Here is a 20870-nt window from a genome sequence, read left to right as displayed (position 1 = left end):
AGTGTCGTTCAGTCCTTCGTGAGAGCGGTCGTACTCCTACCAAGAGTACGTGCCTCGGCGCCGGAAGGTTCCCGCCGGTCCACCGGGCGCCGCACCGGCCGGGCCGGCGGGGGTGCGCCGAACAGCGCCCGCCGCACGTCGGCGCGTACCTGCCGCACCGATTCCCGGGCCGAGGCGAACGCCTGCCGCACGGCCCGCCCGGTCCCCCGGGCCGCCGCTGCGGCGGGCCGCAGCACGGCGTCGCGCACCACGTGCCCCACGGGGGTCAGCACCGTCCGGTACACCCACCGCACCGGCTCCACGAAGATCCACCGCAACAGGGTCCCGAGGAACCGGCCGACCGCCAGCGAGATCCGCCCCGCGATCCGCCAGGCGTGCCCGAGCGCGTCCCCGGCCTCCCGGCCGACGACCGCGAGGACCCGGCCGACCGGCGCCAGCACCCACCGCCACAGGGCGAGCGCGGGCCACACCAGCAGCACCCGTACCACCCAGGAGACCGCCCAGGCGATCCCGGCGACGACCGTCCGCACGCACCACGCCACTCCCCTGCCGCACCACGCGAGCGCGTGCCCGACCGGGGTCAGCACCCACCGGTACGCCCACTGGAGGGGCCGGACGAGCAGATACCGCGCGAGCCACGTCCCGGCGGCCCACAGCGCGTCCCCGACCGGTACGACCAGCCGCGCCCAGCACCACGCGAGCGCGTGCCCGGCCGGGGACAGCACCCACCGGTACACCCATCGCACCGGCCGGACGACCAGCAGCAGCCCGAGCCACCCGGCCGCCTTCGCCAGGGGGACGACGACGTACCGCCACAGCCCCACGAACGGCCACACGAAGACCGCCCGCGCCAGCCACCCCACCGCCCGCCCGAGCGGCCGGAACACCGTGCGCCCCAGGAACCCCCCGGCGGCCACCAGCGCGTCCCACGCCATCCGCACCGGCACGACCAGCACGAGCGCCACGATCCGCACCGGAAGGCGGATCGCCACGGTGAGACACCCCTCCCCGCCCCGCTCCTCCGTGTACGCCGTGCGCCGTACGTCCCCGGTGGGCGGCTTCTCCAGATCCATACCGGAAGAGACGCACGGCCGGCCCGTTCGGATGCACGGGACACGGAAGCGGGCCCCCGGAGGAGGGGCCCGCTTCCCGGCCGTCAGTGCGTGTGCCCGCTGCCCGCCGGCTGCTTCACCGTCAGCGGCAGCAGCTTCTTGCCGGTCGGGCCGATCTGGATGCTGGTGTCCATCTGCGGGCACACCCCGCAGTCGAAGCACGGCGTCCAGCGGCAGTCGTCGACCTCGGTCTCGTCGAGGGCGTCCTGCCAGTCCTCCCAGAGCCAGTCCTTGTCGAGGCCCGAGTCCAGGTGGTCCCAGGGCAGGACCTCCTCGTAGGAGCGCTCGCGGGTGGTGTACCAGTCGACGTCCACGCCGTAGGGGGCGAGGGCCTTGTCGGCGCAGGCCATCCAGCGGTCGTAGGAGAAGTGCTCGCGCCAGCCGTCGAAGCGTCCGCCGTCGTCGTAGACGGCGCGGATGACGGCGCCGACGCGGCGGTCGCCGCGGGAGAGGAGGCCCTCGACGATGCCGGGCTTGCCGTCGTGGTAGCGGAAGCCGATGGAGCGGCCGTACTTCTTGTCGCCGCGGATCTTGTCGCGGAGCTTCTGGAGCCGGGCGTCGGTCTCCTCGGCGGAGAGCTGCGGCGCCCACTGGAAGGGGGTGTGCGGCTTGGGGACGAAACCGCCGATGGAGACCGTGCAGCGGATGTCGCCGGAGCCGGAGACCTCGCGGCCCTTCTGGATGACGTTCATCGCCATGTCGGCGATCTGGAGGACGTCCTCGTCGGTCTCGGTGGGCAGGCCGCACATGAAGTACAGCTTCACCTGGCGCCAGCCGTTGCCGTAGGCGGTGGCGACGGTCCGGATCAGGTCGTCCTCGGAGACCATCTTGTTGATGACCTTGCGGATGCGCTCCGAGCCGCCCTCGGGGGCGAAGGTGAGGCCGGAGCGGCGCCCGTTGCGGGTCAGCTCGTTGGCCAGGTCGATGTTGAACGCGTCGACGCGGGTGGAGGGCAGGGAGAGGCCGATCTTGTCCTCGGTGTAGCGGTCGGCGAGGCCCTTGGCGATGTCGCCGATCTCCGTGTGGTCGGCGGAGGACAGGGAGAGCAGGCCGACCTCTTCGAAGCCGGTCGCCTTCAGGCCCTTGTCGACCATGTCGCCGATGCCGGTGATGGACCGCTCGCGCACCGGGCGGGTGATCATGCCTGCCTGGCAGAAGCGGCAGCCGCGGGTGCAGCCGCGGAAGATCTCCACCGACATGCGCTCGTGCACGGTCTCCGCGAGCGGCACGAGGGGCTGCTTGGGGTAGGGCCACTCGTCGAGGTCCATGACGGTGTGCTTCGACACGCGCCACGGGACACCCGACCGGTTCGGCACGACGCGGGCGATCCGGCCGTCGGGCAGGTACTCGACGTCGTAGAAGCCGGGGACGTAGACGCCGCCGGTGCGGGCGAGGCGGAAGAGGAGTTCCTCACGGCCGCCGGGACGGCCCTCCGCCTTCCAGGCGCGGACGATCGCGGTGACCTCCAGGACGGCCTGCTCGCCGTCGCCGATCACGGCGCAGTCGATGAAGTCGGCGATCGGCTCCGGATTGAACGCGGCGTGCCCGCCGGCCATGACGATCGGGTCGTCCAGGCCCCGGTCCCTGGCCTCCAGGGGGATGCCGGCCAGGTCGAGCGCGGCCAGCATGTTGGTGTAGCCCAGCTCGGTGGAGAAGGACAGGCCGAACACGTCGAACGCCTTCACCGGGCGGTGGCTGTCCACCGTGAACTGCGGGACCCGGTGCTCCCGCATCAGGGCCTCCAGGTCCGGCCACACGCTGTAGGTGCGCTCGGCGAGGACGCCCTGCTGCTCGTTGAGCACCTCGTAGAGGATCATGACGCCCTGGTTGGGCAGACCGACCTCGTAGGCGTCCGGGTACATCAGCGCCCAGCGGACGTCGCAGGAGTCCCAGTCCTTGACGGTGGAGTTGAGTTCTCCGCCGACGTACTGGATCGGCTTCTGCACATGCGGGAGGAGAGCTTCGAGCTGCGGGAAAACGGACTCCGCGGCCGCAGCGACTTCGGCAGGCATCTCGCGCACCTTCGTGGGCTGGACTGAACTGACAGGGGTGACCATCTAGCCTAACGCGGCCCCGGAGGGTCACCCGCACGCCCGTCGGCTCACAGGGCGGTGGCCGCGTCCTCGATGCCGTTCCAGAAGGCGGGCAGCCCGGCTTCCACGTCCGCCGCGCGCCGCCGCTCGCGTTCGTGGAGCAGGCCGTGGGTGAAGGTGTCCTCGCCCGCCGCGTGGGCGACCGCGGCCAGCTCGCGCAGGGCCTGCCGGGCCATGACGGCGTCCTGGTGCTCGCCGAGCAGGGACTGGAGCTCCTTCATGGACCTGACCATGGACTTCGCCGGCTTGCCGAGGACGGGTACGGCCGCCTCCGCCGCGTACCGGGTCCGCTTGGCCTTCTTGCGCGCCTCGTGCAGCGCGATGTCGCGTTCGGTGCCGGGGCCGAGGCCCAGCGCCCGCTCCACCAGCGCGGAGACCTTGCGGAAGTCCTTGCGGACGGCCTTGGCGAGCACCTCGCCGGGTTCCTTCCCGGCCGCTTTCCGCAGGGGCGGGTCGGCGAGCAGGGCGTCCAGGGCGTCGAGGAGGGCGAGGTGGCGGCGGGAGTCCAGGACGCCGAGGAGCCGGGCGCGGGCGCCGCCGTGCTCGGCGCCCGACCAGTGCCGCAGCCGCTCGGCGAACGGCCCGTGGACCAGGTCGTCCGGCACCTCGCCGAGGGCCGCGGTCAGCCGCTCGGTCAGCACCTCGCGGTCCCGGTCGGCGCCGAGCACACCCGCCAGCCACTTCAGCTCGTCCCCGACCGGGTCGGTGACCGACCGGTCCAGCACGGCGCCGAACGACGTGAAGGTGCTGCGCAGCCTCCGGGTGGCGACCCGCATGTCGTGCACGGCGTCCGCCGTGTCCCGGCGCACCGCCGGGTCGAGGGCGACGAGCGCGTCCCGCTGGGCCCGCGCGTACGCCAGCACATGGTCGCCGGCGCTCACCGGGTCCCCGGCGGGAGCGGGCCCGCGGGTCCTGTCGGGGGCCGTCTCCGCGAGGGCGCGGGCCAGCTTCGACGGGGCGGCGGCGGGGCGGACGCCGGCCTTGCGCAGCCGCTTGTCCACGGTGTCGAGGAACGCCGGGTCGCCGCCGTCGGCCAGCTCCACCTCGATCTCGGTCCAGTGGGCGGCGCCGACCCCGCCGCCGAGCCGTTCCGCGTGCACGGTGTCGGCGCTGGCCTCGGCGAGCAGCGTGCCGTCCGGGGCGAGGAGGTGGCGCAGGTCGCGGTCGGAGCGCAGCCGGACCAGCGGCAGCAGCTCGGCGTCGCGGATACGGGAGCGGACCAGGGAGACCAGTTCGCCGGGGACGGTGTCGGAGAGCGGGGCGTGGATCTCCTCGCGTTCGCCGGGGGCGACGGGGAGTTTCAGGTGCCAGCCCGCGTCGGAGCCGCCGGTGCGGCGGCGCAGGGTGATGCCGCAGGCGGCGAGGCGCTCGTCGGCGGTGTCGTAGTAGGTGGCGTCGAGGTGGACGACGCCCCGGTCGGCGACGGTGGCGACGCCGGCCACCCCGCTCAGGTCGGGGAGGCCGCCGTCGTCCGCCTCGTACTTGCGCTCGATCTCACGCTTGATGTCCGCCATGGGGCGTACGTACCCGGCGGGCGGCGGAGATCACTCCCGGCGCGGGAACCGCACCCCGGTGCCCGCTGCCCGCTAGTGATCTGAGTCGGAGATTCGTCGGCAGTAGGCGGCGAATCTCCGACTCAGATCACTAGGCCGACATGGGCCGCTGCACGGTGATCGACTGGAGCAGGCCGACCGCCATCCACACGGAGAACATCGATGATCCCCCGTAGGAGACGAACGGCAGGGGCAGGCCGGTCACCGGCATGATGCCGAGGGTCATCCCGATGTTCTCGAACGCCTGGAAGGCGAACCAGGCGACGACCCCGGCGGCGACGATCGTGCCGTACAGGTCGGGCGTGTCGCGGGCGATGCGGCAGGCTCGCCAGAGGATGACGCCGAGCAGCACGATGATCAGTCCGGCGCCGACGAAGCCCAGTTCCTCACCGGCGACCGTGAAGACGAAGTCGGTCTGCTGCTCGGGGACGAACTGGCCGGTGGTCTGCGAACCGTGGAACAGGCCGGAGCCGGTGAGCCCGCCGGAGCCGATGGCGATCCGGGCCTGGTTGGTGTTGTAACCGACGCCCGCCGGGTCCAGCTCCGGGTTGGCGAAGGCGGCGAAGCGGTTGATCTGGTAGTCGTCCAGGATGCCGAGCTGCCACACCGCGAGGGCACCGGCCGTGCCGGTGCCGATCAGTCCGAACACCCAGCGGTTGGAGGCGCCGGAGGCGAGCAGCACGCCCAGCACGATGACGACCATGACCATGACCGACCCGAGGTCGGGCATGAGCATCACGATCAGCATGGGGACGACGGCCAGGCCGAGGGCCTGGAGGACCGTGCGGTGGTCGGGGTACTGCTTGTCGCCCGCGTCGACGCGGGTGGCCAGCAGCATCGCCATGCCCAGGATGATGGTGAGCTTGACGAACTCCGAGGGCTGGAGGGAGAAGCCGCCGGGGAGCTTGATCCAGGAGTGGGCGCCGTTGATGGTCGAGCCCAGCGGGGTGAGGACCAGCAGGATCAGGAGGAGGGAGGCGCCGTAGAGGAGCGGCACCGCCGTGCGCAGCGCGCGGTGGCCGATCCACACTATGGCGACCATCAGGGCGAGGCCGATGCCGGTGTTGAGCAGGTGGCGGAAGAGGAAGAAGTACGGGTCGCCCTGGTTCAGCTCGGTGCGGTTGCGGGTGGCCGAGTAGACCAGCAGGGTGCCGAGCAGCGACAGGGCGCCGGCGGCCAGCAGTATCGGCCAGTCCATCCGGCGGGCCACCGAGTCGCGGGCGAAGACCCGGGTCCAGCCCGCGCGCTCGGGTCCGTACCCGGAGACCTGGAAACTGTTGGCCCCGGTCATGTGAGCATCCTCCGCGTCCTGCGCCTGCGGTCGCCGGGGCAGCCGCCGCGCCGTCGGCGGCGGGTCTGGCGGTTGCCCGTGTCCTGGTTGCCGACGGTCGCCCCCTGCTCCTGGCCGTCGATCGGCGCGTACTCGTCCTCGTCGGTGGCCTGCTGGTCCTTGACCGGGTCGTCGGAGATCTTCGGGGCGGCGATGGTGCCGTCCGTCTTGACCTTCGGCAGGGTCTTCTGCGGCGTGGGCAGCAGCGCCTTCTTCGGGTCGATGTCACCGTCGTCGGAGACGCCGTAGAGGGCGTCGTAGATGTTGCGGACGGCCGGTCCGGAGGCGCCGGAGCCGGTACCGCCCTGGGAGATCGTCATGACGATCGAGTAGTCCTTGGTGTACGTGGCGAACCAGGACGTCGTCTGCTTGCCGTAGACCTCAGCGGTACCGGTCTTGGCGTGCATCGGGATCTGGTCCTGCGGCCAGCCCTGGAACCGCCAGGCGGCCGTTCCGTTGGTGGCGACGCCGGCGAGGGCGGCGTCCATCTTGTCCCGCGTCTCCCTGCTTATCGGCAGCTTGCCGTGGGACTGGGGCGCGATCTCGTCGACGCTCTTGCCGTCGGCGCTGATGACGGCCTTGCCGACGGACGGCGTGTACAGCGTGCCGCCGTTGGAGATGGCCGAGTAGATGGTGGCCATCTGGATCGGGGTCACCAGGGTGTCGCCCTGGCCGATGGAGTAGTTGATGGCGTCACCGGCGCGCATCTTGTTGCCCTCGACGCAGTTCTCGTACGCGATCTTCTCGACGTAACTGCCGTCCTTCTTGCCGGTCTTGCACCAGGCGTCCTTGTTGGCCTCCCAGTAGTCCTGCTTCCACTGGCGGTCGGGGACGCGGCCGGTGACCTCGTTCGGCAGGTCGATGCCGGTCTCCTTGCCGAGGCCGAACTGGTGGGCGGCCTTGTAGAAGTAGTCCTTGGCGTTCTTCCCGCTCATGCCGCCGTCCTTCTTCCACTCCTCGTGGGCGAGGCGGTAGAAGACGGTGTCGCAGGAAACCTCCAGGGCGCGGCCGAGGTTGATCGAGCCGTAGTTGGCGGACTCGAAGTTCTTGAAGACCTGGCCGCCGACCGAGTACGAGCTGGAGCAGTCGTACCCGCCGTCGAAGTCGTAGCCGGCCTCGACGGCGGCGGAGGTGGAGACCACCTTGAAGATCGAGCCGGGGGCGGCCTGGCCCTGGATGGCGCGGTTGAGCAGCGGGTAGTTGGAGTTCTTCCCGGTGAGCTTCCTGTAGTCGGCGGCGGAGATGCCGCCCACCCACGCGTTCGGGTCGTAGGTCGGGTTGGAGGCCATGGCGACGACGCGGCCGGTCTTGGCCTCCATCACCACGACCGCGCCGGAGTCGGCCTTGTAGGTGGTGCCGGTGTTGCGGTCGAACTCCTTGCGGGCGGCCTTCATCGCCTCGTTCAGCTCGTACTCGGCGATGCGCTGGACGCGGGCGTCGATGCTGGTGACCAGGTTGTCGCCGGGCTGGGCGGCGTCGGACTCGGCCTCGCCGATGACCCGGCCGAGGTTGTCGACCTCGTAGCGGGTGACGCCGGCCTTGCCGCGCAGGGCCTTGTCGTACTGCCGTTCCAGGCCGCTGCGGCCGACCTGGTCGGAGCGGAGGTAGGGCGAGTCGGTGTCCTGGGCCTGCTGGATCTCGTCGTCGGTGACCGGGGAGAGGTAGCCGAGGACCTGGGCGGTGTTGGCCTGCCCCGGCGCCGCGTACCGGCGGACCGCCTCGGGTTCGGCGGTGATGCCGGGGAACTCCTCGGAGCGCTCGCGGATCTGCAGGGCCTGCTTGGCGGTGGCCTCGTCGGTGATGGGGATGGGCTGGTACGGCGAGCCGTTCCAGCAGGGCTGGGGGGTCTGCGCGTCGCAGAGGCGGACCTTCTCCATGACGTCCTGGGGCTTCATGCCCAGGACCCCGGCGAGCTTGGTGAGGACGGCCTTGCCGTCGTCCCTCATCTTCAGCAGGTCGGTGCGGGATGCGGAGACGACCAGCCGCGTCTCGTTGTCCGCGAGGGCGACGCCGCGGGCGTCCAGGATGGAGCCTCGGACGGCGGGCTGGACGACCTGCTGCACGTGGTTGCCGGAGGCTTCCTTGGCGTAGGCGTCGCCCTCCCGGATCTGGAGGTACCAGAGCCGGCCGCCGAGGGTGCCGAGGAGGGAGAGGACGAGGACCTGGATGACGACGAGCCGGATCTGGACCCGTGGGTTCCGCCCGGTCTCGGGAATGTTGGTCACTGCGGTCGCTCCCCCTCTCGGTGCGCCGACGTGTGCGCGCGTACGAATGATGAACGGTCGGGCTGTGCGGCCGCGTTCCGCCCCTGCCCACCCGTCCGGGTGAACTCGCCCGCTCTCACAGTCGCTTGACCCCCTTGATGCGCCCGGCGCGGGCGACCCGGGCCCGCGCCGCCTTCACCCGCAGCCCGTTCTTCTGCTCGCCGATGCGCAGGCCGGTGCCGCCGGAGAGCCAGCCGGAGGAGATGTCGGTGGCCTGGGCGGCGGCGCCGGTCTCGGCGAGCGGGTCGTTCTCCGCGCGCCGGGCCAGCGCCATGATCCCGGGGACCACGAAGGGCGCGAGCAGCAGGTCGTACAGGGCCGAGGTGAACAGCAGGCCCCCGAGGCCCACATGGCGGGCGGCGGTGTCGCCGACCAGGGCGCCCACCCCGGCGTAGAGCAGGGTGGAGCCGAGGGCGGCGACCACGACCACGGCCATCGGGCCGGTGGCGGACTTCAGCCGGCCGGTCTCGGGTCTGGCGAGGCCGGCCAGGTAGCCGATGACGCAGAGCACCAGGGCGTAGCGCCCGGCGGCGTGGTCGGCGGGCGGGGCGAGGTCGGCGAGGAGGCCGGCGCCGAAGCCGATCAGAGCGCCGCCGGTGTGGCCGTAGACCAGGGCGAGGCCGAGGACGGTGAGCAGCAGCAGGTCGGGGACGGCGCCGGGCAGGTGGAGCCGGGCCAGGACGCTGACCTGGATGACCAGGGCGACGACGACCAGGGCGGTGGACAGCAGGATTCGGTTGACGCGCATGGGGCTTCCTCGCTCCTACTGCTCGGGCTGGAACTGGCCGTCGGCGGGCGCCCCGGCGGACGGCGTCACGGTCACCGTCACGGTGGGCGTGGGGGTCGGCTTCGGCTTGTCCGGGAGCACGGTGTCGCGGGGGTCCTTCTTCGGGGCCTGCACGACGACGCCGACGACGTCGAGCTTGGTGAAGCTGACGTACGGCGTGACGTACAGGGTGCGGGTCAGGTCGCCGCCGGAGGGGTCGACGCGGGAGACGACGCCGACCGGCACGCCGGGCACGAACGGCTTGTCGGCCTGCGAGCCGAAGGTGACGAGGCGGTCGCCCTTCTTCACCTCGGCCTTGCCGTTGAGCAGCTCGACGCGGAGCGGGCGGTCACCCTGCCCGGAGGCGAAGCCCAGCTCGTCGCCGGACTCCATGCGGGTGCCGACGGTGAAGTCGGGGTCGCTGGCGAGCAGCACGGTGGAGGAGCTGGGGCCGACTGTGGTGACGCGGCCGACCAGGCCGTCGCCGTTGAGGACGGTCATGTCCCGCTCGATGCCGTCGTCGGCGCCGACGTCCAGGGTGACGGTCCAGGAGAAGCCCTGGGCCGCTCCTATGCCGATGACCTGGGCGCCCTTGATGCCGTACTGGCCCTCTCCGGCGAGCTTCAGCATCTTGTCGAGCTGCGCCAGCCGGCTGCGGCCGCGGTCGTCGCTGCCGAGCTTCGCCTTCAGCGCCGCGTTCTCCTGCTCCAGGGCGGCGAGCCGGTCGTGCCGGTCACCGGAGGCGCGGATCGCGGAGATCGCGTTGCCGACGGGGTCGACGGCGGACGACACCCCGTTCTCGATCGGGCCGAAGACGGTGGACGCGGCCTGCCGGGCACCGTCGACCGGGGAGTCCTCCCCGCCGCGGATGTCCACCGTGATCAGCGCGAACGCCACGGCGATCAGCAGCACCAGGAGCAGCCGGCTCTCTTTCGTGTCCCTCACGTGCGGCGGCCGTGCCTTCCTCGTCGGAATTCGGGAAACTCGGGAAAAACAGCGAAACGGGAACCATCGGAAAGAACTTCCGAGCCCGCTGCTGTCTCTATATCAACGATCCGCCGCACGAGAGGAGATCGTCTCGTACGGCGGAACCGAAGCGTTACGTCACCGGCGGGGCTGGGCGTCCAGGACCTGCTGGAGCGCCTCGAACTCCTCGACGCACTTGCCGGAGCCGAGCGCCACACTGTCGAGGGGGTCCTCGGCGATGTGGATCGGCATTCCGGTCTCCCGGCGCAGCCGCTCGTCGAGCCCGCGCAGCAGGGCGCCGCCGCCGGTCAGGACGATACCCCGGTCCATGATGTCGCCGGACAGCTCCGGCGGACACTTGTCGAGGGTGGTCTTGACGGCGTCGACGATGGCGTTGACCGGTTCCTCGATCGCCTTGCGTACTTCGGCGGCCGAGACGACGACGGTCTTGGGCAGTCCGGACACCAGGTCCCGGCCGCGGATTTCGGTGTGCTCGTCGGTGTCGAGGTCGTACGCCGAACCGATCGTGATCTTGATCTGTTCGGCCGTCCGCTCACCCAGCAGGAGGGAGTACTCCTTCTTGATGTGCTGGATGATCGCGTTGTCCAGTTCGTCGCCCGCGACGCGGATGGACTGGGCGGTGACGATGCCGCCGAGGGAGATGACCGCGACCTCCGTGGTGCCGCCGCCGATGTCGACCACCATGTTGCCCGTGGCCTCGTGGACCGGCAGGCCGGAGCCGATGGCCGCGGCCATGGGCTCCTCGATGATGTGCACCTGGCGGGCGCCGGCCTGGGACGACGCCTCGATGACGGCACGGCGCTCGACGCCGGTGATGCCCGAGGGCACACAGACGACGACGCGCGGACGAGCCAGATACCGCCGCTTGTGGATCTTCAGGATGAAGTAGCGGAGCATCCGCTCGGTGATCTCGAAGTCGGCGATCACACCGTCCTTCAGCGGACGGACGGCAACGATGTTGCCGGGTGTGCGCCCGATCATCTTCTTCGCTTCGGCGCCGACCGCGAGAATGCCGCCGGTGTTGGTGTTGATGGCGACGACGGACGGCTCGTTGAGTACGATCCCGCGACCCCTGACGTACACCAGCGTGTTGGCGGTCCCGAGGTCGACAGCCATGTCACGGCCGATGAACGACATTGAGTTCCCCATCAGGATTCGACTGGCCTTCCCACGAGCTTTTGAGGGCTTTTCAGGTCGGCGAGGTGGGTGCAGTGACGTGAAGGCTTCCATGGTAGACGCGCTTTCGCGAACACTGCGCGAGGGTCTTCGCCATTGTCAGCAGAAGCCGCCCCGCCTCGCTTGTGGAGACGGGCGAACGGAGTCAAACGTTCCCCCGATCGGCACGTATACATCACAGGGCGACCGCTTTTCGGGCGGCCGCCCTGGTCAGACCGTGCGTTCGACTGACGGAACGTCAGAAAAAGGCGTGGGGCGGTCAGGCGCGGCCGGGAAAGAAGATCTTCAGCTCGCGCTCGGCGGACTCCTCGGAGTCGGAGGCGTGGATCAGGTTCTCCCGGACGATCACACCGTAGTCGCCCCGGATGGAGCCGGGCGCGGCGGCGACCGGGTCGGTGGGGCCGGCGAGGGCGCGCACGCCCTCGATGACACGCTCGCCCTCGACGACCATCGCGACGACCGGGCCGGAGGCCATGAACTCGACCAGCGGCTCGTAGAACGGCTTGCCCCGGTGCTCGCCGTAGTGCTGCTCCAGGGTCTCCTGGTCCAGTGTGCGCAGTTCCAGCGCGGTGATCTGCCAGCCGGCCTTGCGCTCGATACGGCTGATGATCTCGCCGGTCAGGCCACGACGGACGGCGTCGGGCTTGAGGAGGACGAGGGTGCGCTGGGTCACTGCGGGCTCCTTGGAAGGTGAGGACGGGCCATGTGGTGACTGACCCTACCGGGCGTGTCGTGGCCCCGGTCACGCAGCGTCAGCTCCACAGGTGGGCTCCGGCCGTCAGGCGGCGTCCGCCTGGGCCGCGAACCTCGCTCTCGCCTCGTCGATCTTCCTGCCGTAGTGCACGGACGCCCACCACAGGGCGGCGAAGACGACCCCCAGGATGTACATCATCGGCACGACCAGCCCGGAGGCGATCAGGGCGATCTGGAGGACCCAGCCGAGGGCGACGCCGCCCGGCCGGGTGACCATGCCGCACAGCGCCACACACAGGAACATCGCGATGCCGCTGACGGTCCACACCGTGCCCATGGTGAGGGAGTCGTCCTTCATGGCGACCAGCCCGGCGAAGCCGATGACGAAGAACTCTCCGATCAGGGTCGAGGAGCAGAGGGTGCGCACGGGATGTCAGCCCCTTCCCAGAAGCAGTCGGGCCTCGCCGACGGTAATGACGGAACCGGTGACGAGCACACCGCCGCCGGCGAACTCGCCCTCCTCCTCGGCCAGGGTGATCGCGGCCTCCAGCGCGTCCGGCAGCCGCGGCTCGACCTGGACGCGGTCGTCGCCGAAGACCTCGACGGCGATCGCCGCGAGCGCGTCGGCGTCCATCGCGCGGTGGCTGGAGTTCTGGGTGACGACGACCTCGGCGAAGATCGGCTCGAATGCCTCCAGGACCCCCCGCACGTTCTTGTCGCCGCTCGCGCCGACCACGCCGATCAGCCGGCTGAAGTCGAACGCCTCCCCCACCGCCTCGGCGGTGGCGCGGGCGCCGGCCGGGTTGTGCGCGGCGTCCAGGACGACGGTCGGGGAGCGCCGGACGACCTCCAGGCGGCCCGGCGAGGCGACGGAGGCGAACGCCTTGCGCACGGTGTCGAGGTCCAGCGGGTCGGGCCGCTGGGCGCCGACGCCGAAGAACGCCTCCACGGCGGCGAGCGCGACCGCCGCGTTGTGCGCCTGGTAGGGGCCGTGCAGCGGGAGGTAGACCTCGGGGTACTCGCCGCCGAGGCCGCGCAGGGTGAGGAGCTGTCCGCCGACGGCGACCTGCCGGGCGACGACACCGAACTCCAGGCCCTCGCGGGCCACGGTGGCGTCCACGTCCACGGCCTTCTTCAGCAGCACCTGTGCCGCGTCCACCGGCTGCTGGGCGAGGATCACGGTGGCGTCCTGCTTGATGATCCCGGACTTCTCCCCGGCGATCTCGGCCGTGGTGTTCCCGAGCCGGTCGGTGTGGTCGAGGTCGATCGGGGTGACGACGGCGACGTCCCCGTCGATGACGTTGGTGGCGTCCCAGCTGCCGCCCATGCCGACCTCGACGACGGCGACGTCGACGGGCGCGTCCGCGAAGGCGGCGTACGCCATGCCGGTGAGCACCTCGAAGAAGGACAGCCGGTACTCCTGCTGCCCGTCCACCATCTCGACGTACGGCTTGATGTCCTGGTACGTCTCGATGAACCGCTCGGCGCCGATCGGGGCGCCGTCCAGGCTGATCCGCTCGGTGATCGACTGCACGTGCGGCGAGGTGTACCGGCCGGTGCGCAGCTCGAAGGCGCCGAGCAGGGCCTCGATCATGCGGGCGGTGGAGGTCTTGCCGTTGGTGCCGGTGATGTGGATCGAGGGGTACGAGCGCTGCGGCTCGCCCAGGACGTCCATGAGCGCGGCGATCCGGGTGACGGACGGCTCCAGCTTGGTCTCGCCCCAGCGGGTGGCCAGCTCCGCCTCGACCTCGCGCAGGGCCTTGTCGACCTCGGGGTCCTCGGGTCGGGTGGGCACGTCGGCCTGCGGGGGGCCGCCCTGGGTGCGCAGCGTGCGGCTGCCGGCCTCGATGACGGCGAGGTCGGGGTCGCGGGTGGTCTCCGCGTCGATGATCTCGTCGAAGGGGTCGACTGCGTCGGGCTGGTCGTTCTCGCCGGGATTGTCGCTCACGACGTCAGTCTACGGAGTGCGCCCTGAGGACGGGGTGGCTGGTGGGCACGGGCCGGTGCGGCCGGGTGGGTGGCTGCTCGCGCGGTTGCCCGCGCCCCGTTTCAGGGACGGATGAGTCCCCGGCACCGGCAGGCACCGGGGACTCATCCGGACAGGGACTCCTCACGCCCGCGGCAGGCGGTCCAGCTGGGCCTGGAGGCGGGTGATGTCCTCCTCCGCCTTGGCCAGACGGCCGCGGATCTTGTCGACCACGTGGTCCGGGGCCTTGGCCAGGAACGCCTCGTTGCCGAGTTTGGCGGTGGCCTGGGCCTTCTCCTTCTCGGCGGCGGCGAGATCCTTGGCGAGGCGCTTGCGCTCGGCGGCGACGTCGATCGTCCCCGAGAGGTCGAGCGCGACCTCGGCGCCGGCCACCGGCAGGGTCGCCGTGGCCGTGAAGGCGTCGCCCTCGGGCTGGAGGCGCAGGAGCTGGCGGATGGCCGGCTCGTGCGGGGCGAGGGCCGTGCCGTCCAGGGTGAGGCGGGCCGGGACCCGCTGGCCGGGCTGGAGGCCCTGGTCGGCGCGGAAGCGGCGGACCTCGGTGATGACGGACCGGACCAGCTCGATCTCGCGCTCGGCGGCCTCGTCGCGGAAGCCGCTGTCGGACGGCCACGGGGCGACGACGACCGACTCGCCGCCGGTCAGCGTGGTCCACAGCTCCTCGGTGACGAACGGGACGACCGGGTGCAGCAGCCGCAGCGTCACGTCGAGGACCTCGCCGAGGACGCGCTTGCTGGCCTCGGCCGCCGCGCCGCCCGCCTGGAAGGTGGTCTTGGACAGCTCGACGTACCAGTCGAAGACCTCGTCCCACGCGAAGTGGTAGAGGGCGTCGGAGAGCTTGGCGAACTGGAAGTCCTCGTAGTACCCGTCCGCGGCGGCGACCGTGCGGTTCAGCCGGGAGAGGATCCAGCGGTCGGTGGCGGACAGCTCGGACGCGTCCGGCAGCGGGCCCTCGACCGTGGCGCCGTTCATCAGCGCGAAGCGCGTGGCGTTCCAGATCTTGTTGGCGAAGTTGCGGGACGCCTGGACCCAGTCCTCGCCGATCGGCACGTCGGTGCCGGGGTTGGCGCCGCGGGCCAGGGTGAAGCGGACGGCGTCGGAGCCGTAGGTGTCCATCCAGTCCAGCGGGTCGACCACGTTGCCGAACGACTTCGACATCTTCTTGCCGCGCTCGTCGCGGACCAGGCCGGTCAGCGCGATGGTCTTGAAGGGCACCTCGCCGTCCATGGCGTACAGGCCGAACATCATCATCCGGGCGACCCAGAAGAAGATGATGTCGTGGCCGGTGAGCAGGACGTCGGTCGGGTAGAACTTCGCGAGGTCCGGGGTCTCCTCCGGCCAGCCCAGCGTGGAGAACGGCCACAGGCCCGAGGAGAACCAGGTGTCCAGGACGTCGGTCTCCTGGTGCCAGCCCTCGCCGGTGGGCGGCTCCTCGTCGGGGCCGACGCAGACGGTCTCGCCGTCCGGGCCGTACCAGACGGGGATGCGGTGGCCCCACCAGAGCTGGCGCGAGATGCACCAGTCGTGCATGTTGTCGACCCAGTCGAAGTAGCGCTTCGACATGTCCTCGGGGTGGATCGCGACGCGGCCGTCGCGGACGGCGTCGCCGGCCGCCTTCGCCAGCGGGGCGACCTTGACCCACCACTGGAGGGACAGCCGCGGCTCCACGGTGGTCTGGCAGCGCGAGCAGTGGCCGACCGAGTGGACGTACGGGCGCTTCTCGGCGACGATCCGGCCCTGCTCGCGCAGGGCGGCGACGATCGTGGAGCGCGCCTCGTAGCGGTCCAGGCCCTGGAAGGGGCCGTGCGCGGTGATGACGGCCCGCTCGTCCATGACGGTGATCGACTCCAGGCCGTGGCGCTGACCGATGGCGAAGTCGTTCGGGTCGTGGGCCGGGGTGACCTTGACCGCGCCGGTGCCGAACTCGGGGTCGACGTGGGCGTCGGCGACGACCGGGATGGACCGGTCGGTCAGCGGCAGCTTGATCTTCTTGCCGACGAGGTGCCGGTACCGCTCGTCGTCGGGGTGGACGGCGACGGCGGTGTCACCGAGCATCGTCTCCGCGCGGGTGGTGGCGACGACGAGCGTCTCGTCGCCCTCGCCGTACCGGATGGAGACCAGCTCGCCGTCGTCCTCCTGGTAGTTGACCTCGATGTCGGAGATGGCGGTCAGACAGCGCGGGCACCAGTTGATGATGCGCTCGGCGCGGTAGATCAGCCCGTCGTCGTAGAGGCGCTTGAAGATGGTGCCGACGGCCTTGGAGAGGCCCTCGTCCATGGTGAAGCGCTCGCGGGACCAGTCGACGCCGTCACCGAGGCGGCGCATCTGGCCGAGGATCCTGCCGCCGTACTCCTCCTTCCACTGCCACACCCGCCGGACGAACTCCTCGCGGCCGAGGTCGTGCCGGGACTTGCCCTCCTCGGCGAGCTGCTGCTCGACCTTGTTCTGGGTGGCGATGCCGGCGTGGTCCATGCCGGGCAGCCAGAGCGCCTCGAAGCCCTGCATCCGCTTGCGGCGGGTGAGGGCGTCCATCAGCGTGTGCTGGAAGGCGTGGCCCAGGTGGAGCGAACCGGTGACGTTCGGCGGCGGGATGACGATGGTGTACGGGGGCTTGTCGCTGGTCGCGTCGGCGGTGAAGTAACCCCGTTCCACCCAGCGCTCGTACAGCTTCCCCTCTACGTCGGCCGGCGTGTACTGGGTCGGCAGATCGGTCGTGGGCGCTGCGTGCGGCTGCTGAGTGTTCTCGGTCACCGGGCCAGTTTAGAGGTGTCGCGGCCGTGTCCCGAAACGCGTTTGGTTTGTAACGGTGCGGCCCCCGATGGCCTGGGCGGGCGGCCGCTGGGCCAGGATGTCGGGAACGCGTAAGCATCTGGAGGGGAACCCAGAGATGAGTCAGAACCAGCCGGGCCCGTACGGCGGACAGCCCCAGCAGCCCGGCCCGTACGGGCAGCAGCCGGGGCCGTACGGCGGTCCGCCGCAGCCGCCCCAGGCACCGCAGCCCGGTCACGGCTACCCGCAGCAGCCGGGCACCCCTCCGCAGACCCCGCCGCCGGCCGCCCCGCAGACCCCGCCCGGCCCGCCCCAGCCCGGTTACGGCTACCCGCAGCAGCAGTACGGCCAGCAGGCCCCCTACGGCCAGCAGGCCCCCTACGGGCAGCAGCCGCCGGCGTACGGCCAGCAGCCCGGGTACGGCCAGCCCCCGTACGGCCAGCAGCCGCCGGCGTACGGCCAGCAGCCCGGGTACGGCCAGCCCCCGTACGGCCAGCAGCCGCCGTACGGGCAGGCCCCCTACGGGATGCCCCTGCCCCCGCCCCCCGCCGGCGGCGGCAGGAAGAAGGCCGGTCTGATCATCGGCGCGGTCGCGGTGGTCGCCGCGCTCGGTGTGGGCGCCTACCTCGTCCTCGGCGCGGGCGGCGGCTCCGGCTCGGTGGAGGACGACGGCGCGCACAAGCTGGCGACGCCCAAGACCGTGCTGGGCGGCGAGTACCGGCTGATGTCCGACAGCGGCGCCGGCAGCTCCGGCTCGGCGAACGAGCTGGAGAGGAGCGGCGTCGAGAACGGCACCTCCGTGGTCGGCGTGTACACCACCATGAACATGGACGACTACGACCCGACCGACCCCGACTCGATGCCGACCGACTTCTCGACGGTCACGTTCGCCGGGGCGTACGGGGAGATCGCGGACCCCGAGGGCGCCCTGGACACCTTCTTCTCGCAGGCGGAGAAGTCGGCCGCCGAAGGCTCCTCCGGCAGCGGCACCACGACGGCCCGACTCGTCGGCGAGCCCGAGGACGTCGACCTCGACGGTGCCGTCATGAAGTGCCAGCAGGCCACCGGCACCAACCCGGTCAGCAAGAAGGAGAAGACCGACTGGTTCTGCGCCTGGGCGGACCACAGCACCATCGCGATGGTGTCGCCGGGCGAGGTCGAGGCCGACATGACCAGGGACAAGGCCGTGGACATCACCAAGAAGCTGCGCGCGGAGATCCGCGTCGAGGCATAGCCCGTACGCGAGGCATCACCCGTACGCAAGCGGAAGGGGCCCCGGTCGTGTGCCGACCGGGGCCCCTTCCGCAGAGTGCTACGCCGTCTTCTGCTCGCCGGGCCCGCGGCCTCGCGAGTCCCGCGGGATCAGCGTCGGGTTGACGTTGGAGAGGACCACGTCGGCGGTGATGACGACCCGGGCGACGTCCTTGCGGGACGGCACCTCGTACATCACGCCCTGGAGGACCTCCTCCATGATGGCGCGCAGGCCGCGCGCGCCGGTCTGGCGCAGGATCGCCTGGTCGGCGATGGCCTCCAGCGCCTCGCGCTCGAAGTCCAGTTCCACGCCGTCGAGTTCGAACAGGCGCTGGTACTGCTTCACCAGCGCGTTGCGCGGCTCGACGAGGATCTGGAGCAGGGCCTCACGGTCGAGGTTGTGCACGGAGGTGAGCACCGGCAGCCGGCCGATGAACTCGGGGATCATGCCGAACTTGACCAGGTCCTCCGGCATGACCTCCTGGAAGTGGTCCTGGGACTCGCGCTCCCGCTTGGAGCGGATCTGCGCGCCGAAGCCGATGCCCTTGGCGCCGGCCCGGGCCTCGATGATCTTCTCCAGGCCCGCGAAGGCACCGCCCACGATGAACAGCACGTTCGTCGTGTCGATCTGGATGAACTCCTGGTGGGGGTGTTTGCGGCCCCCCTGCGGCGGCACCGAGGCCGTCGTGCCCTCCAGGATCTTCAGCAGGGCCTGCTGGACGCCCTCGCCGCTGACGTCGCGCGTGATCGACGGGTTCTCGCTCTTGCGGGCGACCTTGTCGATCTCGTCGATGTAGATGATGCCGGTCTCGGCCTTCTTGACGTCGTAGTCGGCGGCCTGGATCAGCTTGAGCAGGATGTTCTCGACGTCCTCGCCGACGTAGCCCGCCTCGGTGAGCGCGGTGGCGTCGGCGATCGCGAACGGCACGTTCAGCATGCGCGCGAGGGTCTGGGCGAGGAGGGTCTTGCCGGAACCGGTGGGGCCCAGCAGGAGGATGTTCGACTTCGCCAGCTCGATGGCGTCGTCGCGGCTCTGGGCGCCGCCGTTCTCCCCCGCCTGGACCCGCTTGTAGTGGTTGTACACCGCGACCGAGAGGGCCTTCTTGGCGGCCTCCTGGCCGACCACGTAGCCCTCCAGGAACTCGTAGATCTCGCGGGGCTTCGGGAGCTCCTCCCAGCGGACCTCGCTGGTCTCGGCGAGCTCCTCCTCGATGATCTCGTTGCAGAGGTCGATGCACTCGTCGCAGATGTACACACCGGGCCCTGCGATGAGCTTCTTGACCTGCTTCTGGCTCTTGCCGCAGAACGAGCACTTGAGCAGATCGCCGCCGTCACCGATGCGTGCCACGGTGTGCTTCCCCTTCGCCTGGGAGACGCCTGGACGACGTCGAGACGTCCAGTGGACTCCTGGTGCTGCCTTATGTCGACGGTACCTTGCCTGGACCCCCGTCCGGGCCCCCCTTGGCACGGTTCGCTTTGACGTGAACCGGGCCAAACCGTGCCAAGGGGCGGCAGACGATACAGCCTCTCGCCTCAGCTCGTCTCAGCGGAGCGAGGAGTTGTCCATCTTCCGGGTGGTGATGATCTGGTCGATCAGACCGTAGGAGAGCGCGTCCTCGGCCGTGAGGATCTTGTCGCGCTCGATGTCCTCGCGGATCTTGTCGATCTCCTGGGTGGAGTGCTTGGCCAGCATCTCCTCCAGCTGCGTACGCATCCGCAGGATCTCGTTGGCGGCGATCTCCAGGTCGGAGACCTGGCCGCGGCCGGTCTCGCTGTAGGGCTGGTGGATCAGCACACGGGCGTTGGGCAGCGCCATGCGCTTGCCGGGGGTGCCGGCGGCGAGCAGGACGGCCGCGGCGGAGGCCGCCTGGCCCATGCAGACCGTCTGGATGTCCGGCTTCACGTACTGCATCGTGTCGTAGATGGCCGTGAGCGCCGTGAAGGAGCCGCCGGGGCTGTTGATGTAGATCGAGATGTCCCGGTCGGGGTCCATCGACTCCAGGCACAGCAGCTGCGCCATGACGTCGTTGGCGGAGGCGTCGTCGATCTGCACACCGAGGAAGATCACGCGCTCCTCGAAGAGCTTCGCGTACGGGTCGTACTCGCGCACGCCCTGCGAGGTGCGCTCGACGAAGCGCGGGATGACGTAGCGGGACTCGGCCGTGGGGCCGGTGTACTCGGCACGGGTGCGGTCGTACAGGCCGCTGCCGGGGATGTCGTTCACAGTGTCTCCTGGAAGGGGGCTGAGGCGGTCGGCTAGGGGCGGGAAGGGGCTCAGGCGCCCGTGCCGCCGCCGCCCGGCATGCCCGCGGCCGTGGGGATGACGTCGTCGATGAGGCCGTACTCCTTGGCCTCGAAGGCGTCGAACCAGCGGTCCCGGTCCGAGTCGCGGGTGATCTGCTCGACCGTCTGGCCGGTGTGCTGAGCGGTCAGCTCGGCCATGCGCTTCTTGGTGTGCAGCAGCCGCTCGGCGTGGATCTTGATGTCCGAGGCGGAGCCGGCCAGGCCGGCGGAGGGCTGGTGGATCAGGATCTCGGCGTTCGGCAGCGCGAAGCGCTTGCCGGGCGTGCCCGCGCTGAGCAGGAACTGGCCCATCGAGGCCGCGAGGCCCATGGCGATGGTCACCACGTCGTTCTTGATGAACTGCATGGTGTCGTAGATCGCCATACCGGCCGTGATCGAACCGCCCGGGCTGTTGATGTAGAGGTAGATGTCCTTGTCCGGGTCGGCGGCAAGGAGCAGCAGCTGTGCGGTGATCTTGTTCGCGATGTCGTCGTCGACCGGCTGGCCGAGGAAGATGATCCGCTCGCCGAGCAGCCGGTTGTAGACCTGGTCGCCGAGGCCACCACCGATGGAGGGCTCGCCGGCGGCTGAGGGCATCAGATTCGTCAC

At 70.7% G+C, this 20870-nt stretch carries 16 protein-coding genes; 1 reads left to right on the top strand and 15 read right to left on the bottom strand.

The annotated features are described in order from the left end of the window. Positions 1-8: 8 nt before the first annotated feature. The 12 genes from Sdagh_RS29665 to Sdagh_RS29610 all read right to left on the bottom strand — a co-directional run bounded on the left by Sdagh_RS29665 (position 9) and on the right by Sdagh_RS29610 (position 16709). A complete protein-coding gene (locus Sdagh_RS29665) occupies positions 9-1073 on the bottom strand; it encodes a hypothetical protein (RefSeq protein ID WP_226535953.1) in 1065 nt (354 codons plus the stop codon). Between the two features lie 83 nt (positions 1074-1156). Continuing rightward, complete coding sequence (locus tag Sdagh_RS29660) at positions 1157-3124, bottom strand: TIGR03960 family B12-binding radical SAM protein (RefSeq protein ID WP_190077234.1); 1968 nt, start codon at positions 3122-3124, stop codon at positions 1157-1159. Between the two features lie 89 nt (positions 3125-3213). Then, positions 3214-4719: a CYTH and CHAD domain-containing protein gene (locus tag Sdagh_RS29655; protein ID WP_189412691.1), complete on the bottom strand. Its 1506-nt coding sequence runs from the start codon at positions 4717-4719 to the stop codon at positions 3214-3216. Positions 4720-4849: 130 nt separating this feature from the next. Then, a complete protein-coding gene (rodA, locus tag Sdagh_RS29650) occupies positions 4850-6049 on the bottom strand; it encodes a rod shape-determining protein RodA (RefSeq protein ID WP_190077233.1) in 1200 nt (399 codons plus the stop codon). After that, positions 6046-8313, bottom strand: a complete 2268-nt coding sequence (gene mrdA / locus Sdagh_RS29645) for a penicillin-binding protein 2 (protein ID WP_189412687.1) — start codon at positions 8311-8313, stop codon at positions 6046-6048. The genes rodA and mrdA overlap by 4 nt, the downstream gene beginning before the upstream one ends. 115 nt (positions 8314-8428) lie before the next feature. Continuing rightward, positions 8429-9100 carry a rod shape-determining protein MreD gene (mreD, locus tag Sdagh_RS29640; protein ID WP_189412685.1) on the bottom strand — a complete coding sequence of 224 codons (672 nt, stop codon included), beginning with the start codon at positions 9098-9100 and terminating at the stop codon, positions 8429-8431. Between the two features lie 15 nt (positions 9101-9115). Next, positions 9116-10063, bottom strand: a complete 948-nt coding sequence (gene mreC, locus Sdagh_RS29635; RefSeq protein ID WP_189412682.1) for a rod shape-determining protein MreC — start codon at positions 10061-10063, stop codon at positions 9116-9118. A gap of 159 nt (positions 10064-10222) precedes the next feature. Then, on the bottom strand, positions 10223-11242 hold the full coding sequence (locus Sdagh_RS29630; protein ID WP_030569938.1) for a rod shape-determining protein: 1020 nt from the start codon (positions 11240-11242) through the stop codon (positions 10223-10225). Positions 11243-11540: 298 nt separating this feature from the next. Next, positions 11541-11954, bottom strand: a complete 414-nt coding sequence (gene ndk, locus Sdagh_RS29625) for a nucleoside-diphosphate kinase (protein ID WP_189412680.1) — start codon at positions 11952-11954, stop codon at positions 11541-11543. A 105-nt stretch (positions 11955-12059) separates the two neighbouring features. Further along, a complete protein-coding gene (locus tag Sdagh_RS29620) occupies positions 12060-12401 on the bottom strand; it encodes a DUF4233 domain-containing protein (protein WP_189412678.1) in 342 nt (113 codons plus the stop codon). A gap of 6 nt (positions 12402-12407) precedes the next feature. After that, a complete protein-coding gene (folC, locus tag Sdagh_RS29615) occupies positions 12408-13922 on the bottom strand; it encodes a bifunctional tetrahydrofolate synthase/dihydrofolate synthase (RefSeq protein ID WP_190007769.1) in 1515 nt (504 codons plus the stop codon). Positions 13923-14084: 162 nt separating this feature from the next. After that, positions 14085-16709: a valine--tRNA ligase gene (locus Sdagh_RS29610; RefSeq protein ID WP_189412674.1), complete on the bottom strand. Its 2625-nt coding sequence runs from the start codon at positions 16707-16709 to the stop codon at positions 14085-14087. Positions 16710-16845: 136 nt separating this feature from the next. On the opposite strand from Sdagh_RS29610, the gene Sdagh_RS29605 reads away from it, so the two are divergent. Beyond that, the gene (locus tag Sdagh_RS29605) at positions 16846-17961 is read left to right on the top strand and encodes a hypothetical protein (protein WP_190077232.1); all 1116 of its coding nucleotides are present in this window, start codon (positions 16846-16848) and stop codon (positions 17959-17961) included. Between the two features lie 78 nt (positions 17962-18039). Here the strand turns inward: Sdagh_RS29605 and clpX are convergent, their stop codons facing one another. The 3 genes from clpX to Sdagh_RS29590 all read right to left on the bottom strand — a co-directional run bounded on the left by clpX (position 18040) and on the right by Sdagh_RS29590 (position 20858). Continuing rightward, entirely contained in the window at positions 18040-19326 is a 1287-nt protein-coding gene (clpX, locus tag Sdagh_RS29600) for an ATP-dependent Clp protease ATP-binding subunit ClpX (protein ID WP_189412665.1), read from the bottom strand. Positions 19327-19521: 195 nt separating this feature from the next. Further along, positions 19522-20202 (bottom strand): ATP-dependent Clp protease proteolytic subunit, encoded by a 681-nt coding sequence (locus Sdagh_RS29595; RefSeq protein ID WP_308288771.1) that lies wholly within the window; start codon positions 20200-20202, stop codon positions 19522-19524. 50 nt (positions 20203-20252) lie between these two features. Beyond that, positions 20253-20858, bottom strand: coding sequence for an ATP-dependent Clp protease proteolytic subunit (locus tag Sdagh_RS29590; RefSeq protein WP_051858342.1), 606 nt, complete (start codon positions 20856-20858; stop codon positions 20253-20255). Positions 20859-20870 lie beyond the last annotated feature (12 nt).

It is taken from the genome of Streptomyces daghestanicus, assembly GCF_020521275.1.
Classification (GTDB): Bacteria; Actinomycetota; Actinomycetes; order Streptomycetales; family Streptomycetaceae; genus Streptomyces; species Streptomyces griseoviridis.
The sequence above is the reverse complement of the archived record's forward strand: the minus strand, read 5'-3'. Positions and strand labels throughout refer to the sequence as shown.

Coding starts and splice junctions, on each gene's coding strand:
- Sdagh_RS29665 (WP_226535953.1), bottom strand. CDS start 1,073: ATGGATCTGGAGAAGCCGCCCACCGGGGACGTACGGCGCACGGCGTAC.
- Sdagh_RS29660 (WP_190077234.1), bottom strand. CDS start 3,124: ATGCCTGCCGAAGTCGCTGCGGCCGCGGAGTCCGTTTTCCCGCAGCTC.
- Sdagh_RS29655 (WP_189412691.1), bottom strand. CDS start 4,719: ATGGCGGACATCAAGCGTGAGATCGAGCGCAAGTACGAGGCGGACGAC.
- rodA (WP_190077233.1), bottom strand. CDS start 6,049: ATGACCGGGGCCAACAGTTTCCAGGTCTCCGGGTACGGACCCGAGCGC.
- mreD (WP_189412685.1), bottom strand. CDS start 9,100: ATGCGCGTCAACCGAATCCTGCTGTCCACCGCCCTGGTCGTCGTCGCC.
- Sdagh_RS29630 (WP_030569938.1), bottom strand. CDS start 11,242: ATGTCGTTCATCGGCCGTGACATGGCTGTCGACCTCGGGACCGCCAAC.
- Sdagh_RS29605 (WP_190077232.1), top strand. CDS start 16,846: ATGAGTCAGAACCAGCCGGGCCCGTACGGCGGACAGCCCCAGCAGCCC.
- Sdagh_RS29590 (WP_051858342.1), bottom strand. CDS start 20,858: ATGCCCTCAGCCGCCGGCGAGCCCTCCATCGGTGGTGGCCTCGGCGAC.